Origin of the sequence: Streptomyces sp. NPDC052020 (assembly GCF_040680575.1) — a bacterium.
In the GTDB taxonomy this organism is placed as follows: domain Bacteria; phylum Actinomycetota; class Actinomycetes; order Streptomycetales; family Streptomycetaceae; genus Streptomyces.
The window spans coordinates 163,869-186,679 of record NZ_JBFAWY010000010.1 but is presented as its reverse complement, the minus strand read 5'-3'; the positions used below and the strand labels follow the sequence as shown (position 1 = coordinate 186,679).

Genomic DNA, 22,811 nt, shown 5'->3' with positions numbered 1-22,811 from the left:
CGTGGCATGGCCAGAAACTTACCGCGCGTGGGTCTTTCCTGGCTCGCCGCCCCGCGAAAACACGGCCATCGGCTAAGTGTTCACGTGCCGTCAGGAAACAACACGCCGACACGCCGACCGAATTCGATCAAGATCATTTCAGTGGCCGCTCAGCCGGCCGCTCATCCACCGCAACGCGGCGGGAATCTCCCGCCGCCACGTATTGAAGTTGTGGCCGCCGCTTTCGAGGATGATCGACGAGATCCGGGTCCGTCCCGTCGCCTTGACCCGCTCTATGAACTCCAGCGTGTCCCCGTAGTTGGACTCCCCGTTCTCGCTGCTGGTGACGAGCAGCGAGGTGTCCGGCGCGGGCTCGTGTTTCAGGTACCACCACAGGTCGGCGCGATTCTCGAGTTCCTCGTCACCGTGGAAGAGATCACCCGTGGTCGCGTCGATCGGCGCCTCGTAGTAGGCGGACAGGCCGGCGCCGGCGGCGTACACCCCGGGGTGGTGCAGGGCGAGCTTCAGCGCGCAGTAACCGCCCGTCGAATTCCCGATGACTCCCCAACTGCCGGGCTTCCGGCCCACCCGGTACTCCGCGAGGACGGCGTCGGGCAGGTCCCTGGCGAAGAACGACTCCGTCCGCGGCCCGCCGGGGACGTCCACGCACTCGGTGTCCCGGGGCGGTGCCACCGTCGGCCGCAGCATCACCAGGATCATCGGCCGCATCCGGCCGCGCCCGGCCAGGTCCAGCGCCGTACGGGGGTAACGCAGCTTGTCCACCAGCGCCTCGGCCGTCCCCGGGTAGCCGGTCAGGACGACCGCTGCGGGGAACGTGCGCGTGCGGTACCGCGGCTGGAAGTACTCCGGTGGCAGATAGACGTAGGCGGGCGTGGCGATGCGGGTCGTACGGCCCGTGATCTCCACCTTCTGGATCTGCCCGGCGGTCTCCGGCCGGGAGCCGCCCGGCGCCTTCACCTGCCGGGTGCCGACCACCCGGAGCGGCCCGTCCCCGCCGTCGGCGTGGTCGACGACCACGCCCTGCCCGGTCTCCCGTCCGAAGAGGTCCGCCCAGCCCGCGTAGAAGCCGAACGCCTGGTTGGCGGCGAGCCCCACCGCGGCGAACAGCGCCAGCTGCGTGGCCAGCAGCAGCCCGATCCGCCCGGCGATCGCCCGCGCCGACCGCCGGGCCAGCCGCGGCCACAGCCACACCGTGCCCGCGAACAGCAGCGCGGCGGACACCACCGCCAGCGCCAGCACCGTGCCGCTTGTGAGACCCATCCGCCGCTACCCGCCTGTGCTCCGTGCCGGGAACCCCGGTCCCCCGCGGTCGCCCGCGCGGGCCGGTCCCGGACCTTCCGTGGCCGTGAAGGCCCTCCATGGCCTGTGAAACCGTCTTCGGAGAGCCGAGTGAACCTCTCTCCCCGAGACACCGTCCTAGAGGGCGCAATGTCGCCGGATGCCCGATCGGCACCGGATCCGGGCTCCTTCGCACAACCACGGGACGCGATGTCTGTCAGGCCAGATGAGGAAATGTCGGGTGGGGTTCCCCAGCCCGCGGACCGGTCGTGCCGTGTACGGCGCCTGCTCCGCGGCCCGCGCCCCGAGGCCGTCCCCGTCCTGGTCGGACGAGCCTGCGCCCTGGTGGGCCTGCTGGACATCGCGGCGGGCGTCTTCCCGCGGTTCCGGCACAGCCGTATGCACGCCCTCGCCGAGGTGCTGCCGGGCGCGCTCGGCCCGTTCGCCGCCGCGCTCTCGCTGAGCGCCGGCGTGCTGTTGCTGCTGCTCGCCCACGGCCTCAAGCGAGCCAAGCGGCGGGCCTGGCGCGCCGCGGTGGCGCTGCTGCCGGCCGGCGCGGCCGCCCAGTTCGCCTACCGCCACTCGCTGGCGGGCGCCGCCCTGTCGGCGGTGCTGCTGTGGGCCGTGCTGCGCCACCGCGACCAGTTCGCCGCGCTGCCCGACCCGCGCAGCCGGTGGCGGGCGCTGGCCAACTTCGTGCTCATGGGCGCCGGTTCCCTCGCCCTCGGGCTGGTCGTCGTCAGCGCCCACCCGGGCCGTGTCGTCGGCGACCCCAGCCTCGCCGACCGCCTCACCCACGTCCTGTACGGCCTGTCCGGCTTCGAGGGCCCGGTCGGCTACCAGGGCGGCACCGCCCGGACGGTCGCCTTCTCCCTCGGCGCCCTCGGCCTGCTCACCGCCGTCACCACCCTCTACCTGGCCCTGCGCCCCGAACACCCCGCCGCACGCCTCACGGAGGACGACGAGGCCCGGCTGCGCGCCCTGCTGGCCCGGCACGGCGGCCGGGACTCCCTCGGCCACTTCGCGCTGCGCCGCGACAAGGCCGTCGTCTTCTCCCCCAGCGGCAAGGCGGCGGTGACGTACCGGGTCGTCTCCGGCGTGATGCTCGCCAGCGGCGACCCGATCGGCGACGTCGAGGCGTGGCCCGGCGCCATCGAGCGCTTCATGGACGAGGCCCGCGCCCACTCCTGGACCCCCGCCGTCATGGGCTGCTCGGAGACCGGCGGCCAGGTGTGGACCCGCGAGACCGGGCTCGACGCCCTCGAACTGGGCGACGAGGCGGTGGTGGACGCCGGGGATTTCTCGCTCGCCGGCCGCTCGATGCGCAACGTGCGCCAGATGGTCAAGCGCATCGAGCGCGCCGGTTACGAGACCCGGGTACGACGTGTCCGTGACCTCGGCGAGGCCGAACTGGACCGGATCCGCCGCGCCGCCGACGACTGGCGCGGCACCGACACCGAGCGCGGCTTCTCCATGGCGCTGGGCCGCCTCGGCGACCCCGCCGACGGCGACTGCCTCGTCGCCACCGCCCACCGGGCCGACGGCCGGCCGGGACCGTACGGCGATCTGAGGGCGGTCCTGCACTTCGTGCCGTGGGGCACCGACGGGGTCTCACTGGACCTCATGCGGCGGGACCGCGCGGCCGACCCCGGCATGAACGAACTGCTCATCGTCGCCGCCCTGCGGGCCGCGCCGGGACTCGGCATCGAGCGGGTCTCCCTCAACTTCGCGATGTTCCGCTCGGCGCTGGCGCGCGGCGAGAAGATCGGCGCGGGGCCGGTGCTGCGGGCCTGGCGAGGGCTGCTGGTCTTCCTCTCCCGGTGGTTCCAGATCGAGTCGCTGTACAAGTTCAACGCCAAGTTCCAGCCCCGCTGGGAGCCCCGCTTCGTCGTGTACCGCACCTCGGCCGACCTCCCGCGCATCGGCTTCGCCGCCCTCCAGGCGGAAGGATTCGTCACCCTCTCCACGCCGCTGCCGCGCTTCCTGCGCCGCCGCGCGGGCACGCCGCGCCCGTGCGCCCACCGGGTCGCCGAACGGGACGTACGGGCCGCCTGAGGACCGGCCCGCCGGCCCGCCGGCGCCGGCGGGCCCGCCCCCTCGCTCCCGCCCGGCCCCGCGCACCGTGACGGCCCCCCGCTGGGCCTACGCTGAACACATGAGCAACCAGACCGGCCGCCGCCACGTGGCGGGCCTGCCCGTATGGGACCGCTGCGCGGTCATGGGGGTCGTGAACGTGACCCCCGACTCGTTCTCCGACGGGGGTCGGTGGTTCGACACGACGGCCGCCGTCAAGCACGGCCTCGGTCTGGTCGCCGAGGGCGCGGACCTGGTCGACGTCGGCGGCGAGTCGACCCGCCCCGGCGCCACCCGCGTCGACGAGGCGGAGGAGCTCAGGCGGGTCGTCCCCGTGGTGCGCGGCCTGGCCTCGGAGGGCGTCACGGTCTCCGTCGACACCATGCGCGCCCGTGTGGCCGAACAGGCCCTCGCGGCGGGCGCCGCCCTCGTCAACGACGTCAGCGGCGGCCTGGCCGACCCCCGGATGATCCCGGTCGTCGCGGACGCGGGCGCCCCCTTCGTGGTGATGCACTGGCGCGGCTTCCTGGCGGGCGGCAACGTCCGGGGCGTGTACGGCGACGTCGTCGCGGACGTCACCGGCGAGCTCCACGCGCGCGTGGAGGCCGTCCTGGAGGGCGGCGTCGCGGCCGACCGGATCGTCGTCGACCCCGGCCTCGGCTTCTCCAAGGACGCCAGCCACGACCTGGCGCTCCTCGCCCGCCTCGACCGCCTGCTGGGCCTCGGCCACCCGCTGCTGGTCGCCGCCTCCCGCAAGCGGTTCCTCGGCCGGGTCCTCGCCGGGCCGGACGGCACCGTGCCGCCCGCGCGGGAACGCGACGCGGCCACGGCGGCCGTCTCCGCGCTCGCGGCGCACGCCGGCGCGTGGGCGGTGCGGGTGCACGAGGTGCGCGCCACGGCCGACGCCGTACGGGTCGCCCGCGCCGTCGAAGGAGCGCGCGCGGCGGCGGACGGCAGGAGCGCACACGCCGCGGAGGGCGCCCGGTGAACGCCCCCCACACCGACGTCGAGCACGTCGAGGCCGCCAACACCGCCTTCTACGAGGCGGTGGAGCGGGGCGACTTCGAGGAGGTGTCCTCGCTCTGGCTCTCCCCGTCCGACCTGGGCATCGACGAGACGTACCACGACCCGGCGGACGCCGGCGTGATCTCCTGCGTGCACCCCGGCTGGCCGGTCCTCACCGGACGCGGCGAGGTCTTGCGGTCGTACGCGCTGATCATGGCGAACACCGACTACATCCAGTTCTTCCTCACCGACGTGCACATCTCCGTCACCGGTGACACCGCCGTGGTGACGTGCAGCGAGAACATCCTCAGCGGCGGGCCCGCCCCGCGGGACGGCGACGAGCTCGGCCCGCTCGTCGGCCAGGTGGTGGCCGCCACCAACGTGTTCCGGCGCACGTCCTCCGGCTGGAAGCTCTGGTCGCACCACGCCTCACCCGTTCTGGCCGAGAACGGCGAGGACGAAGCGGAGGACACCCCCTCCTGAGGGGGTAGACGGTCTCCGCGCGAGGGGAACGGACAGGAACGGCCGGGCGGCGGGAGAACCCCGCCGGAACCGGGACATGACCAGACGTGGCTGGAATCACGGACCGCCGCCCGGCGACGGCCGCCGGCCCGTGAGCGGCGGGGTTCGCCAGGGGAAACACCGGGTGAAACCTCCTGCCGGCAGCGCCGGGCCGTACCCCCGTGGCCCGGCGCTGTCGGTGGCCGCGGGTAGATTCGACCCCAGGCCGGTGTGCCGCCCGCACGCGGCAGTGACCGGCCGAGACCGACGACTGCAGGAGTGATTCGCGTGGATCGTGTCGCGCTGCGCGGCCTGAAGGCCCGCGGGCACCACGGTGTGTTCCCCAAGGAGCGCGAGGAGGGCCAGACCTTCATCGTGGACCTCGTCCTCGCCGTGGACACCCGGCCGGCCGCGGCCGATGACGACCTGGCGAAGACCGTGCACTACGGCATCGTGGCGGAGGAGGTGGTGGCCGCCGTGGAGGGCGAGCCCGTCAACCTCATCGAGACCCTCGCCGAGCGCATCGCCCAGGTCTGTCTGAAGCACGAGGCCGTGCGGGAGGTCGAGGTCTGCGTCCACAAGCCGGACGCGCCGATCACCGTGCCCTTCGACGACGTGACCGTCACCATCACCCGGAGCCGCGTATGACTTCCTCGTTCACCGGCGGGCCCAGCGACCCGACCGTCCAGCCGGTGCCGGCCTCGGTCGTCGAGAAGGTCGACGCCGCCGACACCACGCTGCACAACCCCAAGCGGGCCGTGATCTCCCTCGGCTCCAACCTCGGCAACCGCCTGGAGACCCTCCAGGGTGCCATCGACGCCCTGGAGGACACCCCGGGCGTGCGCGTCAAGGCGGTCTCCCCGGTGTACGAGACGGAGCCGTGGGGCGTCGAGCCCGGCAGCCAGCCCTCGTACTTCAACGCGGTCGTGGTCCTCAAGACGACGCTTCCCCCGTCCTCCCTCCTGGAGCGGGCGCAGGCCGTCGAGGAGGCCTTCCACCGGGTCCGCGACGAGCGCTGGGGCGCCCGCACCCTCGACGTCGACATCGTCGCCTACGCCGACGTCGTCTCCGACGACCCGCGGCTCACCCTCCCCCACCCCCGCGCCCACGAACGCGCCTTCGTCCTCGCCCCCTGGCACGACCTGGACCCCGCCGCCGAGCTGCCGGGCCGGGGCCCGGTCGCTCAGCTCCTGGACACCGTCACCCGGGAGGGCGTCACGCCCCGCGGCGACCTGGAACTACGGCTGCCCGAGTAGCCGTTAAGGTCGACAGCGCCGGGGAACCGGGACGACCACCGTCCGGGCCACCGGGACACCGGCCCGGACATCCGGGGGAACGCGAAGGGACACCGTGAGAGAGCTGCGCATCAGGGTGCTGGCCGGCGTCTTCGTCGTCGCCGGCATCCTGTCCTGGGCCGGCGCCCGCCTGTGGAACTCGGTCGGCACGCTGCCCAGCGTCCCGCTGGCCGCCCCCGTCGTCCTCGCCCTGATCGCCGTGGTCCTGCTGGCCACGGCGCTCTCCCTGCGCGCCCGGCTGCGGGCCCAGCGCGAGCGCCGCCCGGGCGCCAAGGGCGTCGACCCCCTGATGGCGGCCCGCGCGGTGGTCTTCGGGCAGGCCAGTGCCCTGGTGGCCGCCCTCGTCGCCGGCATGTACGGCGGCACGGGCGTCTTCCTGCTGGAATCCCTTGAGATCCCGGCCCGCCGCGACCAGGCCGTCTACGCCGGTTTCTCGGTCCTCGCGGCCGTCGGGGTGGTGGCGGCGGCCATCTTCCTGGAGCGGGTGTGCAAGCTCCCGGAGGACGACGAGAACGACGGCGGCCCGGGGGCGGCTCCGGCGGCATGACGCGCGCGGCGGCCCCCGCCCCGCGTCAGTGGGCCATGATCAGGCTCATCGCCTCGTTGCGCGTGGCCACGTCCCGCAGCTGACCGCGCACGGCGGACGTTATGGTCTTCGCGCCGGGCTTGCGGATACCGCGCATCGACATGCACATGTGCTCGCACTCCACGACGACGATGACCCCGCGCGGCTCCAGGATCTCCATGAGGGAGTCCGCGATCTGCGTGGTGAGCCGCTCCTGCACCTGCGGACGGCGGGCGTAGACGTCCACGAGCCGCGCCAGCTTGGACAGGCCGGTGATCTTGCCGGTGGTGGACGGGATGTACCCGACGTGCGCCACGCCCCGGAAGGGGACCAGGTGGTGCTCGCAGGTGCTGTACACCTCGATGTCCTTCACGAGCACCATCTCGTCGTGCCCGATGTCGAACGTCGTCGTCAGCACGTCCTCGGGCTTCTGCCACAGGCCCGCGAAGATCTCCTTGTAGGCGCGCGCCACCCGCGCCGGCGTCTCCCGCAGTCCTTCGCGGTCCGGGTCCTCACCGACCGCGATCAGCAGCTCGCGCACGGCGTTCTCGGCCCGCTTCTCGTCGAACTCGCCGATCTGGCCCTCGCCGTCCAGCGTCACGGGGTCGGTCATGTAATGCCTCGTTCCTGTGTGTCTGACGTGCTGGCATACGGGAATGCCGCGCCCCCCAGGCTAGAACCTGGGGGGCGCGGCATACATTCCGGGCCCGGTGGGGCCTCAGGGTGGTGCGGGATCAGCTCTCCGGGCGGTCCTCCGGGGTCCGCTCGGAGGCCGGGGCGGGCTCCGCCGCGGTGCTCTTGGCGGTGATCCCGGCCGTGGCGCCGTTGGCCCCGTTGGTCAGCGCGAGCTCCTTCGGGGAGAGCACCGGAGGACGGGTGGACGGCGTACGGCGGGAGGAGCCGGTCCAGGCGGGCCGCGGCGGGCGCTTGACGATCGGCGCGAAGATCTCGGCGATCTCCTCCTTGCCGAGGGTCTCCTTCTCCAGCAGGGCCAGGACGAGGTTGTCGAGGACGTCGCGGTTCTCGACCAGGATCTCCCAGGCCTCGTTGTGCGCCGTCTCGATGAGCTTCTTGACCTCCTCGTCGACGAGCGCCGCGACCTCTTCCGAGTAGTCCCGCTGGTGAGCCATCTCACGGCCGAGGAACGGCTCGGTGTTGTCGCCGCCGAACTTGATCGCGCCGAGCCGCTCGGTCATGCCGTACTGCGTGACCATCGCGCGGGCCAGGTTGGTGGCCTTCTCGATGTCGTTGGCGGCACCCGTGGTCGGGTCGTGGAAGACGAGCTCCTCGGCCGCCCGGCCGCCCAGCATGTAGGCGAGCTGGTCCAGCATCTCGTTGCGGGTCGTGGAGTACTTGTCCTCGTCCGGCAGGACCATCGTGTAACCGAGGGCCCGGCCGCGCGACAGGATCGTGATCTTGTGGACGGGGTCGGAGTTCGGCGAGGCCGCCGCGACCAGGGCGTGACCGCCCTCGTGGTACGCGGTGATCTTCTTCTCCTTGTCCGACATGATCCGGGTCCGCTTCTGCGGGCCCGCGACCACGCGGTCGATCGCCTCGTCCAGCATCTTGTTGTCGATCAGCTTCTGGTCGCTGCGGGCCGTCAGCAGGGCGGCCTCGTTCAGGACGTTGGCCAGATCGGCACCGGTCATGCCGGGGGTGCGGCGGGCGACGGCCGACAGGTCGACGTCGGGCGCGACCGGCTTGCCCTTCTGGTGGACCTTGAGGATCTCCAGACGGCCCTGCATGTCCGGGCGGTCGACCGCGATCTGGCGGTCGAAGCGGCCGGGCCGCAGGAGGGCCGGGTCGAGGATGTCGGGCCGGTTGGTCGCGGCGATCAGGATCACGCCGCCCTTGACGTCGAAGCCGTCCATCTCGACGAGCAGCTGGTTCAGGGTCTGCTCGCGCTCGTCGTGACCGCCGCCGAGGCCGGCGCCGCGGTGGCGGCCGACCGCGTCGATCTCGTCGACGAAGACGATCGCCGGGGCGTTCGCCTTGGCCTGCTCGAACAGGTCACGCACACGGGAGGCACCGACACCGACGAACATCTCGACGAAGTCGGAACCGGAGATCGAGTAGAACGGCACGCCCGCCTCGCCCGCGACGGCGCGCGCGAGCAGGGTCTTGCCGGTGCCGGGCGGGCCGTAGAGCAGCACGCCCTTGGGGATCTTGGCGCCCACGGCCTGGAACTTCGCCGGCTCCTGGAGGAACTCCTTGATCTCCTGGAGCTCCTCGACGGCCTCGTCGGAGCCCGCGACGTCGGAGAACGTCGTCTTCGGGGTGTCCTTGGTGATGAGCTTCGCCTTGGACTTCCCGAAGTTCATCACCCGGGAGCCGCCGCCCTGCATCTGGTTCATCAGGAACAGGAAGACGACCACGATCAGGACGAAGGGCAGCAGGGAGAGCAGAATGCCGACGAACGGGTTCTGCTTGGACGGCGAGACCGTGTAGCCGTCCGGGATCTGCTTGTCCTGGTACTTGTTCTGGAGCGTGCCGGCGATGGTCACGCCCTGGTCGCCGATGTAGCTCGCCTGGATCTTCGAGCTGCCCTCGACCTTCACACCGTCCTTGAGCTGGACCTTGATGGTCTGCTCGTCGCCGGTGGTCAGCTTGGCCGACTCGACCTTGTTCTCATTGATCGCCTGGACGACCTGGCCCGTGTCCACCGTCTTGTAGCCGCCGGACGAGCCGACGACCTGCATCAACACGACCACGGCAAGGACGGCCAGCACGATCCACATGACCGGCCCACGGAAGTATCGCTTCACGTCCATCCATACGGAGCGGTGCCGCCCCGTCCCTCCTGCCATAGTGAGTTTGATAAAGACTGTTCTTCGGACGGTACCCCAGCATTGTCCCCTTCAGCCGCACGGGACGGCCGGCGATCCCGTCTACGCAAGCTCCAACGGCGCGGGAACCACTGGGGTTCCCGATCACCGCCGGGCCGCTCGGGTACGGGGCTCAGCCGCCGTAGACGTGGGGCGCGAGCGTACCGACGAAGGGGAGGTTGCGGTACTTCTCGGCGTAGTCGAGGCCGTAGCCGACGACGAACTCGTTGGGGATGTCGAAGCCGACCCACTCGACGTCGATGGCGACCTTGGCGGCCTCGGGCTTGCGCAGCAGCGTGCACACCTTCAGCGAGGCGGGCTCGCGCGAGCCGAGGTTGGAAATCAGCCAGGACAGGGTCAGGCCGGAGTCGATGATGTCCTCGACGATCAGGACGTGCTTGCCCTTGATGTCGGTGTCGAGGTCCTTGAGGATCCGCACGACGCCGGAGGACTGGGTGCCCGCGCCGTAGGAGGACACGGCCATCCAGTCCATGGTGACCGGGGTGGACACGGCACGGGCGAGGTCGGCCATGACCATGACGGCGCCCTTGAGGACACCGACCAGGAGCAGGTCCTTGCCCGCGTACTCCGCGTCGATCTTCGCGGCCAGCTCGGCCAGCTTCGCGTCGATCTCTTCCTTGGTGATGAGTACCTGCTGAAGGTCGGCACCCATGTCTTTCGCGTCCACCCGCATCACTTTCGGTCGTCCCGCATCGTCGGCCGGTCCGGCGTGCTGCCACTGCCCGCGCGGGCGGGCAGTGGAGGGCCGGATGTCAGCCTTGCCGAATCACCAGTCTGCCACCCTGCCGCTGGGCGACGACTTTGCCGGGCAGGTTGATGGCTCCCTGGCCACGCCAGCCGGTGATCAGGCGGTCGAGTTCCTCGATGTGGCGGGCGAACAGCGAACCGGCGGGAGCGCCGGCCTCGATGGCGGCGCGCCGCAGGATGCGGCGGCGCACGGCGGGCGGAAGAGCGTAGAGCTTGGCGCATTCCAGCAGCCCGGACGCGTCGCGGACGCCCGCCTCGGCCTGGCGGGCCCAGGCGTCGAGGGCGTCGGCGTCGTCGCGGGAGAGCTGGGCCGTGCGGGCCAGGGCCTCGACGACGCCCTTGCCGAGCGCCTTCTCCAGGGCGGGCAGGCCCTCGTGGCGCAGCCGGGAGCGGGTGTAGGCCGGGTCGGCGTTGTGGGGGTCGTCCCAGACGGGCAGGGACTGGACCATGCAGGCCCTGCGGGCGGTCTGCCGGTCGATGCGGAGGAAGGGACGCCGGTAACGGCCGCCGGCCCCCGAGACCTCGGCCATGCCCGACAGGGAGCGGATGCCGGAGCCGCGGGCGAGGCCGAGCAGGACGGTCTCGGCCTGGTCGTCGCGGGTGTGGCCGAGCAGGACGGCCGCGGCGCCGTGCCGTTCGGCGGCGGCGTCCAGGGCGGCGTAGCGGGCGTCCCGGGCGGCGGCCTCGGGGCCGCCGTCCCGGCCGACGGACACGGCGATCGACTCGACGGGGTCGAGGCCCAGCCCGCGCAGGCGCAGGGCGACCTCCGCGGCGCGCAGGTCGGAGCCGGGCTGGAGGCCGTGGTCGACGGTGACGCCGCCGGCCCGGACGCCGAGCTTGGGGGCCTCGAAGGCGAGGGCGGAGGCGAGCGCCATGGAGTCGGCGCCGCCCGAGCACGCCACGAGGACGAGCGGGACGGGGCGCTCGTGCGGGGCCGGGCCCGCGGCGGCCGGGAGGCCGTGGTGGGCGGCCTCGTGCGGGAGGGGGGCCGTGGGGCCGGTGTCGCCGCCGCCTTCCGTGGCACCGCGGCGGACGGGGGCACCGCCGTGGACCAGGGCGCCACCGTGATCCGTGGCGCTGTCGTGGCCGGTGGTGCTGCCGTGTTCGGTGAGGATGTCGTGGAGGACGCGGCGGACCGCCAGGCGTATCGCCGCGACCGCAGGATGGGGACCCATATCCGGTGCCCTTCAGGATGGTTTCGAGGGGTGAGCCCGAAGTCGGTCACGCAGAGTATGTAGATGGTGACAGAAACGGGCCGTTCCCCGAGCATCGCACGCCTGCCGAAGGCTCACGGTCCCTCGGACGGGTGATTGGAGGGGCATTTGCCCGCCGGCGCCCGGAGTCCGTTCACGACGCTCCGGCGTGTTCACGATTCGGGCGTGCGATGCACCCGCGCGACCCAATCCGCCGGTTTGGCGATCTCCGTCCGGGTGGGCAGGGTGTTGGGGGAGGTCCACACCCGGTTGAAGCCGTCCATGCCGACCTCGGCGACGACGGCCCGTACGAAACGCTCGCCGTCCCGGTACTGCCGGAGCTTGGCGTCCAGGCCCAGCAGCTTGCGCAGGGCGAGGTCCAGCCGGGAGGCGCCCTTGGCGCGGCGCTGCTGGAACTTCTCGCGGATCTCCCCGACGGTCGGCACGACCTGCGGGCCGACGCCGTCCATGACGAAGTCGGCGTGGCCCTCCAGGAGCGACATCACGGCGGTGAGGCGGCCGAGGATCTCCCGCTGGGCGGGGCTCTGCACCAGCTCCACCAGGGAGCGCCCGCCGTCGTCCTCCTCCCCCTCGGGGCGGCCCCCGGCGAGGGTCTGGGCGGCCTCCCGGACGCGTTCGAGGAGGGTCATGGGGTCGACGTCGGTCTCCGCGAGGAACGCCTGGATCTCGCCCTCCAGGTGGTCGCGCAGCCAGGGCACGGCGGTGAACTGCGTGCGGTGGGTCTCCTCGTGCAGGGACACCCACAGCCGGAAGTCGTGCGGGTCGACGTCGAGTTCGCGCTCGACGTGGACGATGTTGGGGGCCACGAGCAGGAGCCGGCCGCCGCATTTCTCGCCGGCCGGGAGGTCGCGGCTGGCCGGGGCGAAGGTCTCGTACTGGCCGAGGACGCGGGAGGCGAGGAAGGACAGCAGCATGCCGAGCTCCACGCCGGTGACCTTGCCGCCGAGGGCGCCGAGGACCGCGCCGCCGGGGGAGGCGCCGCGCCGCTGCTGCATCTTGTCGAGCAGCGGCCTGAGGATCTCCCGGAATCCGGCGACGTTGGCGCGGATCCAGCCCGCGCGGTCGACGACCAGGACCGGGGTGTCGTGGGCCGGGTCGGTGGCCAGACGAGTGAAGCCCCGGACGTGTTCCTCCGAGGCCCTGGCATGCCGGCGGAGTTCCGCGACGACGGCCCGGGCCTCGTCGCGGCTCACCTCGGGGCCCGGCCGTACGAGCCGGGTCGCGGTCGCCACCGCGAGATTCCAGTCGACCATCCCGGAAGAAGCGGCACCACCGATGCTCGTCATGCGTCAACCGTACGTGAGTGCTGCCGCGGGGGGCAGGCCGTGCGCGGCGGAGGAGTGGGCCGCGCCCGGGACTCAAAGCCGCTCGCCGCAGCCGCACCGCGCCAGGGCCGTGGCGGCCCGGTCCAGGGCGGACTGGGCCGCCTGCGGGTCCGTCGCGCCGGAGGTGAGGAAGGCGAAGGCCAGCGGGCGGCCGTCCTCGGTGACCACGGTGCCGGCCAGGGCGTTGACGCCGGTCAGGGTGCCGGTCTTGGCGCGGACGAGGCCGGCGGCTCCGTCGGTGTAGCGGCTGGTGAGGGTGCCGGTGAAACCGGCGACGGGCAGGCCGGTGAGGACGGGCCTGAGTTCGGGGCGGGCGGGGTCGGCGGCCTTGACGAGCAGGGCGGTGAGCAGGCCGGGGGTGAGGCGGTCGGCCCGGTCCAGGCCGCTTCCGTCGTGGAACGCGGCACCCGGGACGGGAAGCCCGAGACTCCTCAGCCGGGCGGCGACGGCGGCCGAGGCCCCGGCGAAGTCGGCGCGTTTCCCGGCGGCGAGGGCGGTGTGCCGGGCGAGGGCCTCGGCGAGGTCGTTGTCGCTGTCGGTCAGCATCCGCTCGACCAGGGCCGCGAGCGGGGGCGAGGAGACGGCGGCCAGGGTGCGGGCGCGGCCGGTCGCCTTGGCGGGCCCGGGGGACGTGGTCTCGACGCCGTGGCCGCGCAGGAAGCGGGCGAAGGCGCGGGCCGCGTCCGCCGCCGGGTCCGCCGCGCGCGGGGCGGGGCCGCCGGCGGAGCCGTCGGTGCGGGCCTCGTCGGCCATCAGGGCGGTGACGGGGGCGAGGTTGTCGTTGACCCCGATCGGGTGCGTTTCGGTGCCGGCGTACAGGGTCGTGTCGTAGGAGAGGGTCACCCGGCGCAGACCGCGCTTCTTCAGGGCCTTAGCGGTCTCGCGGGCCAGGGTGCGCAGGCTCGCCGCGCCGGCGCGGTTCTCGCGGTCCTCGCGTGCGGTCAAGGTGGGGTCGCCGCCGCCGACCAGGACCAGTTCCCCGCCGCCGGCCTCCAGGGCGGCGCGGGTGGTGAGGCGGTGGCCGGGGCCGAGGGCGGACAGGGCGGCGACGGCGGTGGCGAGCTTGGTGGTGGAGGCGGGGGTCAGGGCGGTGCCGGCGCCCGCGTCGTAGAGGCGCTCGCCGGTGGTCAGGTCGGCGACGGCCGCGGCCCGGCGGTCACCGAGCACCGGGTCGTCCAGGAGGGGGTCCAGCACGCGCGCGAGGCCGTCGCCGGCCGGCACGGCCCGGACGGGGCCCGCGGCGCCGCCGAGGCCGGTGAGGACGGACGCGGCGCTCGGCGCGGGCCGGGGCGCCCCCGCGGCCGTACCGGAACCGCCCGATCCGTGCCCGTGATCTGCGCCACCCGTGCGTTCAAGTGCGGCGGCCCGGTCCCGCTCGGCCGTACGCTGACCCGTGGCGTGCCAGGGACCGGCGGCGGTCACCACTCCGGCGGCCAGCGCCAGTCCGGCGGTGGCCGCGCCCGCGGTGTACCGCCAGGTCCTCGGCCGCGTGCCGCGTGCCGGGCGCGGTGCCGTCACCCGTGCGAGCCGCGCGATCCGCGGCCGGACGGCGGCGGTGGCGCGTGCGAGACGCGGACGTACGGCGCCCGCGACCCGCACCACGTGCGGTCTCGCGGCCCGCCAAGACCTCAGCTCTGGCACGAACACCAGCCCCTTTCGCGATCACACACCGGCGTGAGGGACACTTAACCACCAGAACTATGTGCTGATCATGGAGGAGCCACCGGTGGAGTTCGACGTCACGATCGAGATCCCGAAGGGTTCGCGGAACAAGTACGAGGTGGACCACGAGACGGGTCGGATCCGCCTGGACCGTCGACTCTTCACCTCGACCGCCTACCCGACCGACTACGGCTTCGTCGAGAACACCCTCGGCGAGGACGGCGACCCGCTGGACGCGCTGGTCATCCTCGACGAGCCGACCTTCCCGGGCTGCCTGATCCGCTGCCGCGCGATCGGCATGTTCCGCATGACCGACGAGGCCGGCGGCGACGACAAGCTGCTGTGCGTCCCGGCGACGGACCCGCGGGTGGAGCACCTGCGGGACATCCACCACGTGTCCGAGTTCGACCGCCTGGAGATCCAGCACTTCTTCGAGGTGTACAAGGACCTGGAGCCCGGCAAGTCGGTCGAGGGCGCCAACTGGGTGGGCCGCACGGACGCCGAGGCGGAGATCGAGCGGTCCTACAAGCGGTTCAAGGAGCAGGGCGGCCACTGAGCCCCGTCAGGCGCGATCCGTCGAACGGGCCGCACGCGTACGCGTGCGGCCCGTTCGCGTTTGGTGCGCATACTGAGGGTTACTGGAGGGTGTGGTCGTACCAGGGAGCACTGCGCACGTGACGGACGCGGAGGACCGCAAGCCGCGGTCGGACGAGGCCAGGAGCGCCTTCCGGCAGCCCGGCCCGGTCGTGGCACCGGCCGAGGGCGAGTCGTCGACGACGTCCGAGTTCGCGATTCCGGAGGGACTGGCCGTCCCGCGGACCGGGACGGAGTCGGAGGCCACCTCGGAGTTCGCCCTGCCGGAAGGGCTGGACGTGGCGCCCGCGGAGCCCGCGGAGCCGGAGGGGTCGGCGTTCAGCCCGCCGAGCACCTACCGGGCCCGGGAGGCCCCGCCCGCCTTCACCCCGCCGGGCGGCACCCCGGCGGTGAACCTGGCCAAGCACGTGCCCTGGCAGGACCGGATGCGCACGATGCTGCGCATGCCGGTGGCCGAGCGGCCCGCGCCGGAGCCGGTGCGGGCCGCGGACGAGGCGGGCCCCGCGGTGCCGCGCGTGCTCGACCTGACCCTGCGGATCGGGGAGCTGCTGCTGGCCGGCGGTGAGGGCGCCGAGGACGTGGAGACGGCCATGTTCGCCGTCTGCCGTTCCTACGGCCTGGACCGCTGCGAGCCGAACGTCACCTTCACGCTGCTGTCGATCTCCCACCAGCCGTCCCTGGTGGAGGACCCGGTCACCGCGTCGCGGACGGTACGCCGCCGGGGCACCGACTACACGCGGCTGGCGGCGGTGTACGCGCTGGTGGACGACCTCAGCGACCCGGACACCCACCTGTCCCTGGAGGAGGCCTACCGGCGGCTCGCCGACATACGCCGCAACCGGCACCCCTACCCCACCTGGGTCCTGACCGCGGCGAGCGGACTGCTCGCGGGCGCGGCCTCGGTGCTGGTCGGCGGTGATCCGATCGTGTTCCTGGCGGCGGCGATCGGCGCGATGCTGGGCGACCGGCTGGCCTGGCTGTGCGCGGGCCGCGGGCTGCCGGAGTTCTACCAGTTCATGGTGGCCGCGATGCCGCCGGCGGCGATCGGGGTCACGCTCACGCTGGCGCACGTCGACGTGAAGGCGTCCGCGGTCATCACCGGTGGCCTGTTCGCGCTGCTGCCGGGGCGGGCGCTGGTGGCGGGCGTGCAGGACGGCCTGACCGGTTTCTACATCACCGCCGCCGCGCGCCTGCTGGAGGTCATGTACTTCTTCGTGGGCATCGTCATCGGGGTGCTGGTGGTGCTGTACCTGGGGGTCCAGGTCGGCGCCAAGCTGACCCCGGACGCCGTGTTGAGCATCGAGGAGCGGCCGCTGGTGCAGATCGCCGCGTCGATGCTGCTGTCGCTGACCTTCGCCGTCCTGCTCCAGCAGGAACGATCCACCGTGCTGGCGGTGACCCTGAACGGCGGTGTCGCGTGGGTCGTCTACGGCGCGATGCACTACGCCGGGGACATCTCGCCGGTGGCCTCCACGGCGGTCGCGGCCGGCCTGGTGGGCCTGTTCGGGCAGTTGCTGTCCCGGTACCGGTTCGCCTCCGCGCTGCCGTACACCACGGCGGCGATCGGGCCGCTGCTGCCCGGTTCGGCGACCTACTTCGGGCTGCTGGCGATCGCGCAGAACGAGGTCGACAAGGGGCTGGTGTCGCTCACCAAGGCGGTCGCGCTCGCCATGGCCATCGCCATCGGGGTGCACCTCGGATCGGAGATCTCGCGGCTGTTCCTGCGGGTGCCGGGCGCGCTGAGCGCGGAGGGGCGGCGGGCCGCGAAGCGGACACGGGGCTTCTGAGCGGCGGGCGCCCGCGGGAGGCCGGAGGGTCCGGCGCGGGGCGGACGCGGGCCCCCGCGCCCCGCGCCGTCCCCTCGCGCCGGCGCCTGCTCAGTACCCCTGCTGGTACGGGTTCTGCGTGTCCTGCGGGGCGTACGGCTGCTGCTGTTGCTGCGGCTGCTGCCCGCCGTAGTACCGGTCGTCGCCCTGCGGGTGGCCCTGGCCGTAGCCCTGGTCGTACCCCTGCCCGCCGTACGCCTGGTTTCCGTAGCCCTGGTCGCCGTAGCCGGGGTGGCCGCCGTAGCCCTGGCCCTGCTGGGGGTACGGGGTCTGCTGCTGGGGGTACTGCGGCTGCTGGGGCTGGTGGGCCGGTTCGACGCGGCGCAGCTGGGTGGTCGCGTCGTCCATGACGGGGTGCTGGGGCCGCTGCTGCCATGCGGCCGGGGCGGCCTGGACGGTCGGGTCGGGCCGGCCGGCGGCGGCGCGCTTCTTCTTCCCGCGCTCGCGGAGGTACTCGATGATGATCGGCACCACGGAGACCACGACGATCAGGGCGAGGATCGCCTCGACGTTCGTGCGGATGAACTCGATCTGGCCGAGCCAGTAGCCCGCGAGGGTGACGCCCGTGCCCCAGGCGATGCCGCCGATGATGTTGTACGTGAGGAAGGTGCGGTACCGCATACGGCCGGCGCCGGCCACGATGGGGGCGAAGGTGCGCACGATCGGGACGAAGCGCGCCAGGACGATCGCCTTGGGCCCGTACTTCTCCATGAACTCGTGGGCCTTCTCCAGGTTCTCCTGTTTGAAGAGCCGGGAGTTGGGGCGGCTGAAGAGCCTGGGCCCGAAGAACTTGCCGATCATGTAGCCGACCTGGTCGCCGATGACGGCGGCCAGCACGATCAGCAGGCAGACCAGCCACAGCGGCTGGCTGATGTACTCGCCCTGGGCGACGAAGAGGCCCGCGGTGAACAGCAGCGAGTCGCCGGGCAGGAACGCGAAGAGCCCCGACTCGGCGAAGACGATCAGCAGGATGCCGGGGAGGCTGAAGGTCTCGATCAGATAGTCGGGGCTGAGCCACTCGGGGCCGAGCGCAAGCGTGGTCACGGGAATGTGGCTCCTGCTGCTGGGGGCGGGCTGGGGCTGGCTGCCCAAAAATATCAACGCAGCCGTCGGGGTCCGGGTTCCACGAGGGTACCCAGGGCGCGCCCGCTGCCCACCGGGGGAACCCCGTGAACCGGCGGTGGTCCCGCCCCCGGAGGAGTGACCGGGCCGGGAACCACCGCCGCGCGGGGCTCAGGAGGAGTGCCGGGCCGCGTTGGCGGCGATCGCGTCCCGCAGGTAGAGAGCGAGGCCGGGGCGGATCGCGTCGTACACCGCGGTGAAGCGCGGGTCGCCGACGTAGATCTCGCCCAGGCAGGTGTGCATCTCGTACCCGCAGTCGTAGTACGAGCCGGTGATGAACCTCCGGTGTTCCTCCGCCGTGGCCATGGCCGCCTCGGAGTCGGCCGGGAGGCCCTCGGCCAGCAGGCCGGCCATGCGCCGGTGGAGGGCGTCCAGCTCCTCCGTGACGCGCTTCCAGTCCTCCTTGGTGTAGGAGGCCGTGCGCTCCCGCGACTGCCGGTAGGCGTCGGTGTCGCCCCAGCGCCGGAGCACCTCGTCCTCGTACTGCTCCGGGTCCTGGTCCCCGAAGACCTCGAACTTCTCCTCGGGGGTGAGGTTGATGCCCATTCTGCGTGCCTCCATGGCATGCTCCACGGCCGCCGCCATCTTCCGCAGCTTCTCGATCCGGGCGGTCAGCAGCTCGTGCCGGCGGCGCAGGTGCGCGCGCGGGTCCGCGTCCGGGTCGTCGAGGAGGACGGCGACCTCGTCGAGCGGGAAGCCGAGCTCCCGGTAGAACAGGATCCGCTGCATCCGGTCCAGGTCGGCGTCGCTGTAGCGCCGGTGGCCCGCGCGGTTGCGCTCGCTGGGTACGAGCAGCCCGATGTCGTCGTAGTGGTGCAGGGTGCGCACCGTCACCCCGGCGAAACCGGCGACCTGTCCCACGGAGTAGCTCAACATCCGCTCCCTTCGTCCGACCCGCTCCACGCTGCCGCCTCACGTGGCGTGAGGTGCAAGCGGCGGGCGTCAGCGGCCGTCGTCCCCGGGGTGGCGCTCCCCCGTCGCGTACGGGTTCTCCTGGCCCTCGGCCAGGACGCCCACGAACGGCTCGCCCTCCCCGGCGAAGGTGTAGTCGCCGCGGCGGATGCGCTCGATCAGGCCCCGGGTCCACTCGGCGCCGGAGTCGGCGGAGTGGACCCAGAAGTTCATGATCTCGCCGATGTGGCCGAGCTGGCCGGGGCCCTCCTCGGGCGTGTAGTACTCGGTGACGGCCGTCCGCCACTTCTCGATCGTCCGCACCCGCTCCCGGAGCAGTTCCAGGACCTCCTGACGGGGGAGGTCGACCATGAAGCCGAGCGCGGCGGAGAGCACGTCCGGCTTCTGGTCGTAGGCGGTGAGGGACTCCCTGAGCAGCCGGAAGTACTCCCCGGTCCCCCGCTCGGTGATCTCGTACTCGGTGCGCGGCGGGCCGCCGGCCGTGGACGGGGCGATCTCGTGCGCGTACAGCAGTCCCTGCTTCGCCATCTGCTTCAGGGCGTGGTAGATCGAGCCCGGCTTGGCGTTGGACCACTCGTGCGCGCCCCAGTACTCCAGGTCGTTGCGCACCTGGTAACCGTGGGCCCGCCCGTGCTGGCGGACGGCGCCGAGCACGAGGAGACGGATCGCTGACATGGGGCCAGCGTAGAACCAGGGCGGTCAGCCCCAGGTGCCGCCCTGTTCCCTGGCCACCAGTTCGAAGGCGGTGGCGCCGTCCAGCGACTCGCGGATGATGTCCGCGTGGCCCGCGTGCCGGGCGGTCTCGCGGATCAGGTGGAGCAGCAGCCACCGCAGGGAGACGCGCTCCCCGGGCGGGAACCAGGGCTGGTCCGGCAGGGCGAAGGTGTCGTCGAGGCTGGGCGCCGAGCGGATGAACGCCTCCGTCCCGGCGGCGGTCTTCTCCCAGTACGCGAGCTGCGAGGCGACGGTCTCGCCGTCGGCGAGCTCGAAGCACTCCCGCCAGTTCGTCTCGTCCCGGTGGACGGCCGGCGCCTCGCCCCTGGCGCGGGCCACCCAGTACTGCTCGACCTCGGCGACGTGCTTGACCAGCCCGGCGAGCGACAGTTCGCTGGCGCTGGGCGTGCCGGCGGCCTGCTCGTCCGTCAGGCCGAGCACCGACCGGCGGACGCCGCCGCGCTGCTCCGCCAGAAACGCCAGCAGCGCCCCGCGCTCGTCGACGCAGTCCTCGGCTCGCACATGAGTGACCATGACCGGCCGCCTTTCGTTCGGATCGGCTTTCTGCCTGACACGGACGACGCTAGGGGTCATAGAGGACAGGCTCTGTCCTCTATGACCCCTGGGCCGGGAGAAACAGTCCCGGGAACCGGAAGGAGCAGTCCGGGGAGCCGGACGACCGGACCACTTCGGGAGGGACGCCAGGACGTTCCAGGACGGACGCCAGGACCTTCAGGACGGACGTCAGAACGGGAAGCCGCTCCGCCCGTGCTGCACCGAGATCCACTTCTGCGTGGTGAAGGCGTCCAGCATCGCCTCGCCGTTCAGGCGGCCCACACCGGAGTGCTTCTCCCCGCCGAAGGGCACGATCGGCTCGTCGTGGACGGTGCCGTCGTTCACGTGGAACATGCCCGTGTCGATCCGCTGGGCGAAGCGCACCCCGCGCTCGACGTTCCCGGTGTGGACCGCTCCGCTCAGGCCGTAGGGGGTGTCGTTGACCACGCGTACGGCCTCCTCCTCGCCGTCGAAGGGGATGAGGAAGGCGACCGGGCCGAACACCTCCCGCTTGAGCAGGGCGGAGCCGGCGGGGATACCGGTGAGGACGGACGGCTCGACGAGGTTGTCGGTGGCCGTGCCGCGCACCAGGGCCGTCGCGCCCTCGGCGAGCGCCTGCTCGACGACGGCCGTGAGCGCGTCCGCCTGCTGCGAGTTGATCACCGGGCCGATGATCGTCTCCGGGTCGCTCGGGTCGCCCACCTTCAGGGACCTGACCTTGGCGACGAACTTCGCGGTGAACTCCTCGGCGACCGACCGGTCGACCAGGACGCGGTTGGCGGCCATGCAGACCTGGCCCTGGTGGACGTACCGGCTGAAGACGGCGGCGTCGACCGCGTAGTCGATGTCGGCGTCGTCGAGGACCACCAGGGCGCTGTTGCCGCCCAGTTCCAGGACCGAGCGCTTGAAGTGGGAGGCGCAGACGGTGGCGACGTGGCGGCCGACCTGGTCGGAGCCGGTGAAGGAGATGACCTTGGGGACCGGGTGCTCCAGGAACGCGTCGCCGATCTCCGCGATGTCCGTGACGACGACGTTGAGCAGACCGCCGGGCAGGCCGGCGTCCTCGAAGATCTTGCCGATCAGGGTGCCGCCGACGATCGGCGTGTTCTGGTGCGGCTTGAGGACGACGCCGTTGCCGAGGGCGAGGGCGGGGGCGACCGACTTCAGGGAGAGCAGGAAGGGGAAGTTGAAGGGGCTGATCACGCCCACGACGCCGACGGGGACCCGGTAGACGCGGTTCTCCTTGCCGTCGACGGGCGAGGGGATGATCCGGCCCTCGGGGCGCAGCGCCAGGTGGACCGCCTCGCGCAGGAACTCCTTGGCGAGGTGGAGCTCGAAGGCGGCCTTGAGGTGGGTGCCGCCGAGCTCGGCGATGATCGCCTCGGTGATCTCCCGCTCGCGCTCCTCCACCAGCTTCAGGGCCTTCTCGAACACCGCGCGGCGGGCGTACGGATTGGTCGCCGCCCACCGCTTCTGGGCGCGCTCGGCGGCCCGGTAGGCGGCGTCGACCTCGTCGGCCGTGGCTATGGTGATCGACGCCAGCTTCTCGTTGTCGTACGGGTTGAAGTCGATGATGTCCCAGGAACCGGTACCCGGGCGCCAGTCACCGTCGATGTACTGCTGAGCCAGGTCCGTGAAGTACGACGACATGTGATCCCTCAATCTCCTGGCGGCCGCCAGCGGATGTCTGATGGGGCGTCATCGTACTTCTGTTTCAGGAGAGTTGGAGAAGCCCTCGCAGGAGGTCCCGGCTCTCGTCCGGGCTCGGGCTGTCCTGCTGGAGCTCCTTCAGCGCCGTCTCGTACTGGGCGACGTCCTCGCGCTTGTCGAGGTACAGGGCGCTGGTGAGCTGCTCCAGGTAGACGACGTCGGACAGATCGGACTCCGGGAAGCTGAGGATCGTGAACGCGCCGCTCTCGCCGGAGTGCCCGCCGAAGCTGAACGGCATGACCTGGAGCCGCACATTGGGGCGCTCGGACATCTCGATCAGATGCTGGAGCTGGCCGCGCATCACCTCGCGGTCGCCGTACGGGCGGCGCAGGGCGGCCTCGTCCAGGACGATGTGGAACTCGGGGGCGTTCTCGGCGTCGAGGTACTTCTGCCGCTCCAGGCGCAGCGCGACCCGCCGCTCCACGTCGGCCTGGCTCGCGCCCTTCATGCCGCGCCGGACGACCGCGCGGGCGTACTCCTCGGTCTGGAGCAGCCCGTGCACGAACTGCACCTCGTAGACGCGGATCAGCGAGGCCGCGCCCTCCAGGCCCACATAGGTGGGGAACCAGCTGGGCAGCACGTCGGAGTAACTGTGCCACCAGCCCGCGACGTTGGCCTCTTTGGCCAGGGACAGCAGGGAGGAACGCTCCTGCTCGTCCGTGACGCCGTACAGCGTCAGCAGGTCCTCCACGTCTCTGGTCTTGAAGCTCACCCGGCCCAGCTCCATCCGGCTGATCTTCGACTCCGAGGCGCGGATCGAATACCCCGCCGCCTCACGGGTGATCCCCTTCGCCTCACGCAGTCGCCTGAGGTGTGATCCGAGCAGCATGCGCCGCACCACCGATCCCGGCTCTCCCGCGCTCACTT

The 22,811-nt window shown here is 72.3% G+C and carries 21 protein-coding genes; 8 read left to right on the top strand and 13 right to left on the bottom strand.

Annotated elements, in window-relative coordinates:
- Positions 1–138: 138 nt before the first annotated feature.
- Positions 139–1,260 (bottom strand): alpha/beta hydrolase-fold protein, encoded by a 1,122-nt coding sequence (locus AB0L74_RS13480; protein ID WP_365649935.1) that lies wholly within the window; start codon positions 1,258–1,260, stop codon positions 139–141.
- A 252-nt stretch (positions 1,261–1,512) separates the two neighbouring features.
- Here AB0L74_RS13480 and AB0L74_RS13475 point away from each other — a divergent pair, with 252 nt between their 5' ends.
- From AB0L74_RS13475 to AB0L74_RS13450, 6 genes are all read left to right on the top strand, one after another.
- On the top strand, positions 1,513–3,333 hold the full coding sequence (locus AB0L74_RS13475) for a phosphatidylglycerol lysyltransferase domain-containing protein (RefSeq protein ID WP_365649932.1): 1,821 nt from the start codon (positions 1,513–1,515) through the stop codon (positions 3,331–3,333).
- A 100-nt stretch (positions 3,334–3,433) separates the two neighbouring features.
- Positions 3,434–4,339 carry a dihydropteroate synthase gene (gene folP / locus AB0L74_RS13470; protein ID WP_365649929.1) on the top strand — a complete coding sequence of 302 codons (906 nt, stop codon included), beginning with the start codon at positions 3,434–3,436 and terminating at the stop codon, positions 4,337–4,339.
- Complete coding sequence (locus tag AB0L74_RS13465) at positions 4,336–4,839, top strand: nuclear transport factor 2 family protein (protein WP_365649926.1); 504 nt, start codon at positions 4,336–4,338, stop codon at positions 4,837–4,839. The genes folP and AB0L74_RS13465 overlap by 4 nt, the downstream gene beginning before the upstream one ends.
- 306 nt (positions 4,840–5,145) lie before the next feature.
- Entirely contained in the window at positions 5,146–5,505 is a 360-nt protein-coding gene (gene folB, locus AB0L74_RS13460; RefSeq protein ID WP_029381139.1) for a dihydroneopterin aldolase, read from the top strand.
- Positions 5,502–6,113: a 2-amino-4-hydroxy-6-hydroxymethyldihydropteridine diphosphokinase gene (gene folK / locus AB0L74_RS13455; RefSeq protein WP_365649922.1), complete on the top strand. Its 612-nt coding sequence runs from the start codon at positions 5,502–5,504 to the stop codon at positions 6,111–6,113. The genes folB and folK overlap by 4 nt, the downstream gene beginning before the upstream one ends.
- A gap of 94 nt (positions 6,114–6,207) precedes the next feature.
- Positions 6,208–6,699: a DUF3180 domain-containing protein gene (locus AB0L74_RS13450; protein ID WP_365649919.1), complete on the top strand. Its 492-nt coding sequence runs from the start codon at positions 6,208–6,210 to the stop codon at positions 6,697–6,699.
- Between the two features lie 25 nt (positions 6,700–6,724).
- Here the strand turns inward: AB0L74_RS13450 and folE are convergent, their stop codons facing one another.
- From folE to dacB, 6 genes are all read right to left on the bottom strand, one after another.
- The gene (folE, locus tag AB0L74_RS13445) at positions 6,725–7,330 is read right to left on the bottom strand and encodes a GTP cyclohydrolase I FolE (protein ID WP_365649916.1); all 606 of its coding nucleotides are present in this window, start codon (positions 7,328–7,330) and stop codon (positions 6,725–6,727) included.
- Between the two features lie 121 nt (positions 7,331–7,451).
- Positions 7,452–9,488 carry an ATP-dependent zinc metalloprotease FtsH gene (gene ftsH / locus AB0L74_RS13440; RefSeq protein ID WP_365650078.1) on the bottom strand — a complete coding sequence of 679 codons (2,037 nt, stop codon included), beginning with the start codon at positions 9,486–9,488 and terminating at the stop codon, positions 7,452–7,454.
- 187 nt (positions 9,489–9,675) lie between these two features.
- On the bottom strand, positions 9,676–10,236 hold the full coding sequence (gene hpt / locus AB0L74_RS13435) for a hypoxanthine phosphoribosyltransferase (RefSeq protein ID WP_029381134.1): 561 nt from the start codon (positions 10,234–10,236) through the stop codon (positions 9,676–9,678).
- 79 nt (positions 10,237–10,315) lie between these two features.
- Entirely contained in the window at positions 10,316–11,485 is a 1,170-nt protein-coding gene (gene tilS / locus AB0L74_RS13430) for a tRNA lysidine(34) synthetase TilS (RefSeq protein ID WP_365649913.1), read from the bottom strand.
- Positions 11,486–11,676: 191 nt separating this feature from the next.
- On the bottom strand, positions 11,677–12,810 hold the full coding sequence (locus tag AB0L74_RS13425) for a zinc-dependent metalloprotease (RefSeq protein ID WP_365649910.1): 1,134 nt from the start codon (positions 12,808–12,810) through the stop codon (positions 11,677–11,679).
- 72 nt (positions 12,811–12,882) lie between these two features.
- Complete coding sequence (gene dacB, locus AB0L74_RS13420; protein ID WP_365649907.1) at positions 12,883–14,496, bottom strand: D-alanyl-D-alanine carboxypeptidase/D-alanyl-D-alanine-endopeptidase; 1,614 nt, start codon at positions 14,494–14,496, stop codon at positions 12,883–12,885.
- Positions 14,497–14,575: 79 nt separating this feature from the next.
- Here dacB and AB0L74_RS13415 point away from each other — a divergent pair, with 79 nt between their 5' ends.
- Both AB0L74_RS13415 and AB0L74_RS13410 read left to right on the top strand, forming a co-directional pair.
- Positions 14,576–15,067, top strand: a complete 492-nt coding sequence (locus AB0L74_RS13415; RefSeq protein WP_029381130.1) for an inorganic diphosphatase — start codon at positions 14,576–14,578, stop codon at positions 15,065–15,067.
- A gap of 118 nt (positions 15,068–15,185) precedes the next feature.
- Positions 15,186–16,892, top strand: a complete 1,707-nt coding sequence (locus AB0L74_RS13410) for a threonine/serine exporter family protein (RefSeq protein WP_365649904.1) — start codon at positions 15,186–15,188, stop codon at positions 16,890–16,892.
- 90 nt (positions 16,893–16,982) lie between these two features.
- Here AB0L74_RS13410 and AB0L74_RS13405 read toward each other — a convergent pair whose 3' ends face one another.
- The 6 genes from AB0L74_RS13405 to AB0L74_RS13380 form a co-directional block, all read right to left on the bottom strand.
- Positions 16,983–17,975, bottom strand: coding sequence for a VTT domain-containing protein (locus AB0L74_RS13405; RefSeq protein WP_365649901.1), 993 nt, complete (start codon positions 17,973–17,975; stop codon positions 16,983–16,985).
- A 189-nt stretch (positions 17,976–18,164) separates the two neighbouring features.
- Positions 18,165–18,926 (bottom strand): MerR family transcriptional regulator, encoded by a 762-nt coding sequence (locus AB0L74_RS13400; RefSeq protein ID WP_365650075.1) that lies wholly within the window; start codon positions 18,924–18,926, stop codon positions 18,165–18,167.
- 69 nt (positions 18,927–18,995) lie between these two features.
- Positions 18,996–19,640 (bottom strand): PadR family transcriptional regulator, encoded by a 645-nt coding sequence (locus AB0L74_RS13395; RefSeq protein WP_365649898.1) that lies wholly within the window; start codon positions 19,638–19,640, stop codon positions 18,996–18,998.
- 24 nt (positions 19,641–19,664) lie between these two features.
- Positions 19,665–20,213 (bottom strand): DinB family protein, encoded by a 549-nt coding sequence (locus AB0L74_RS13390; protein ID WP_365649895.1) that lies wholly within the window; start codon positions 20,211–20,213, stop codon positions 19,665–19,667.
- Between the two features lie 210 nt (positions 20,214–20,423).
- Positions 20,424–21,884 (bottom strand): aldehyde dehydrogenase family protein, encoded by a 1,461-nt coding sequence (locus AB0L74_RS13385; RefSeq protein WP_365649892.1) that lies wholly within the window; start codon positions 21,882–21,884, stop codon positions 20,424–20,426.
- A 64-nt stretch (positions 21,885–21,948) separates the two neighbouring features.
- The gene (locus AB0L74_RS13380; RefSeq protein ID WP_365649889.1) at positions 21,949–22,773 is read right to left on the bottom strand and encodes a helix-turn-helix transcriptional regulator; all 825 of its coding nucleotides are present in this window, start codon (positions 22,771–22,773) and stop codon (positions 21,949–21,951) included.
- Positions 22,774–22,811: the final 38 nt, after the last annotated feature.

Excerpts from the sequence above, each read along its gene's own strand:
- AB0L74_RS13480 (WP_365649935.1), bottom strand. The coding sequence starts at position 1,260 with ATGGGTCTCACAAGCGGCACGGTGCTGGCGCTGGCGGTGGTGTCCGCC.
- AB0L74_RS13475 (WP_365649932.1), top strand. The coding sequence starts at position 1,513 with ATGTCGGGTGGGGTTCCCCAGCCCGCGGACCGGTCGTGCCGTGTACGG.
- folP (WP_365649929.1), top strand. The coding sequence starts at position 3,434 with ATGAGCAACCAGACCGGCCGCCGCCACGTGGCGGGCCTGCCCGTATGG.
- folK (WP_365649922.1), top strand. The coding sequence starts at position 5,502 with ATGACTTCCTCGTTCACCGGCGGGCCCAGCGACCCGACCGTCCAGCCG.
- folE (WP_365649916.1), bottom strand. The coding sequence starts at position 7,330 with ATGACCGACCCCGTGACGCTGGACGGCGAGGGCCAGATCGGCGAGTTC.
- ftsH (WP_365650078.1), bottom strand. The coding sequence starts at position 9,488 with ATGGACGTGAAGCGATACTTCCGTGGGCCGGTCATGTGGATCGTGCTG.
- hpt (WP_029381134.1), bottom strand. The coding sequence starts at position 10,236 with ATGCGGGTGGACGCGAAAGACATGGGTGCCGACCTTCAGCAGGTACTC.
- tilS (WP_365649913.1), bottom strand. The coding sequence starts at position 11,485 with ATGGGTCCCCATCCTGCGGTCGCGGCGATACGCCTGGCGGTCCGCCGC.
- AB0L74_RS13425 (WP_365649910.1), bottom strand. The coding sequence starts at position 12,810 with ATGACGAGCATCGGTGGTGCCGCTTCTTCCGGGATGGTCGACTGGAAT.
- AB0L74_RS13395 (WP_365649898.1), bottom strand. The coding sequence starts at position 19,640 with ATGTCAGCGATCCGTCTCCTCGTGCTCGGCGCCGTCCGCCAGCACGGG.
- AB0L74_RS13390 (WP_365649895.1), bottom strand. The coding sequence starts at position 20,213 with ATGGTCACTCATGTGCGAGCCGAGGACTGCGTCGACGAGCGCGGGGCG.
- AB0L74_RS13385 (WP_365649892.1), bottom strand. The coding sequence starts at position 21,884 with ATGTCGTCGTACTTCACGGACCTGGCTCAGCAGTACATCGACGGTGAC.
- AB0L74_RS13380 (WP_365649889.1), bottom strand. The coding sequence starts at position 22,773 with ATGCTGCTCGGATCACACCTCAGGCGACTGCGTGAGGCGAAGGGGATC.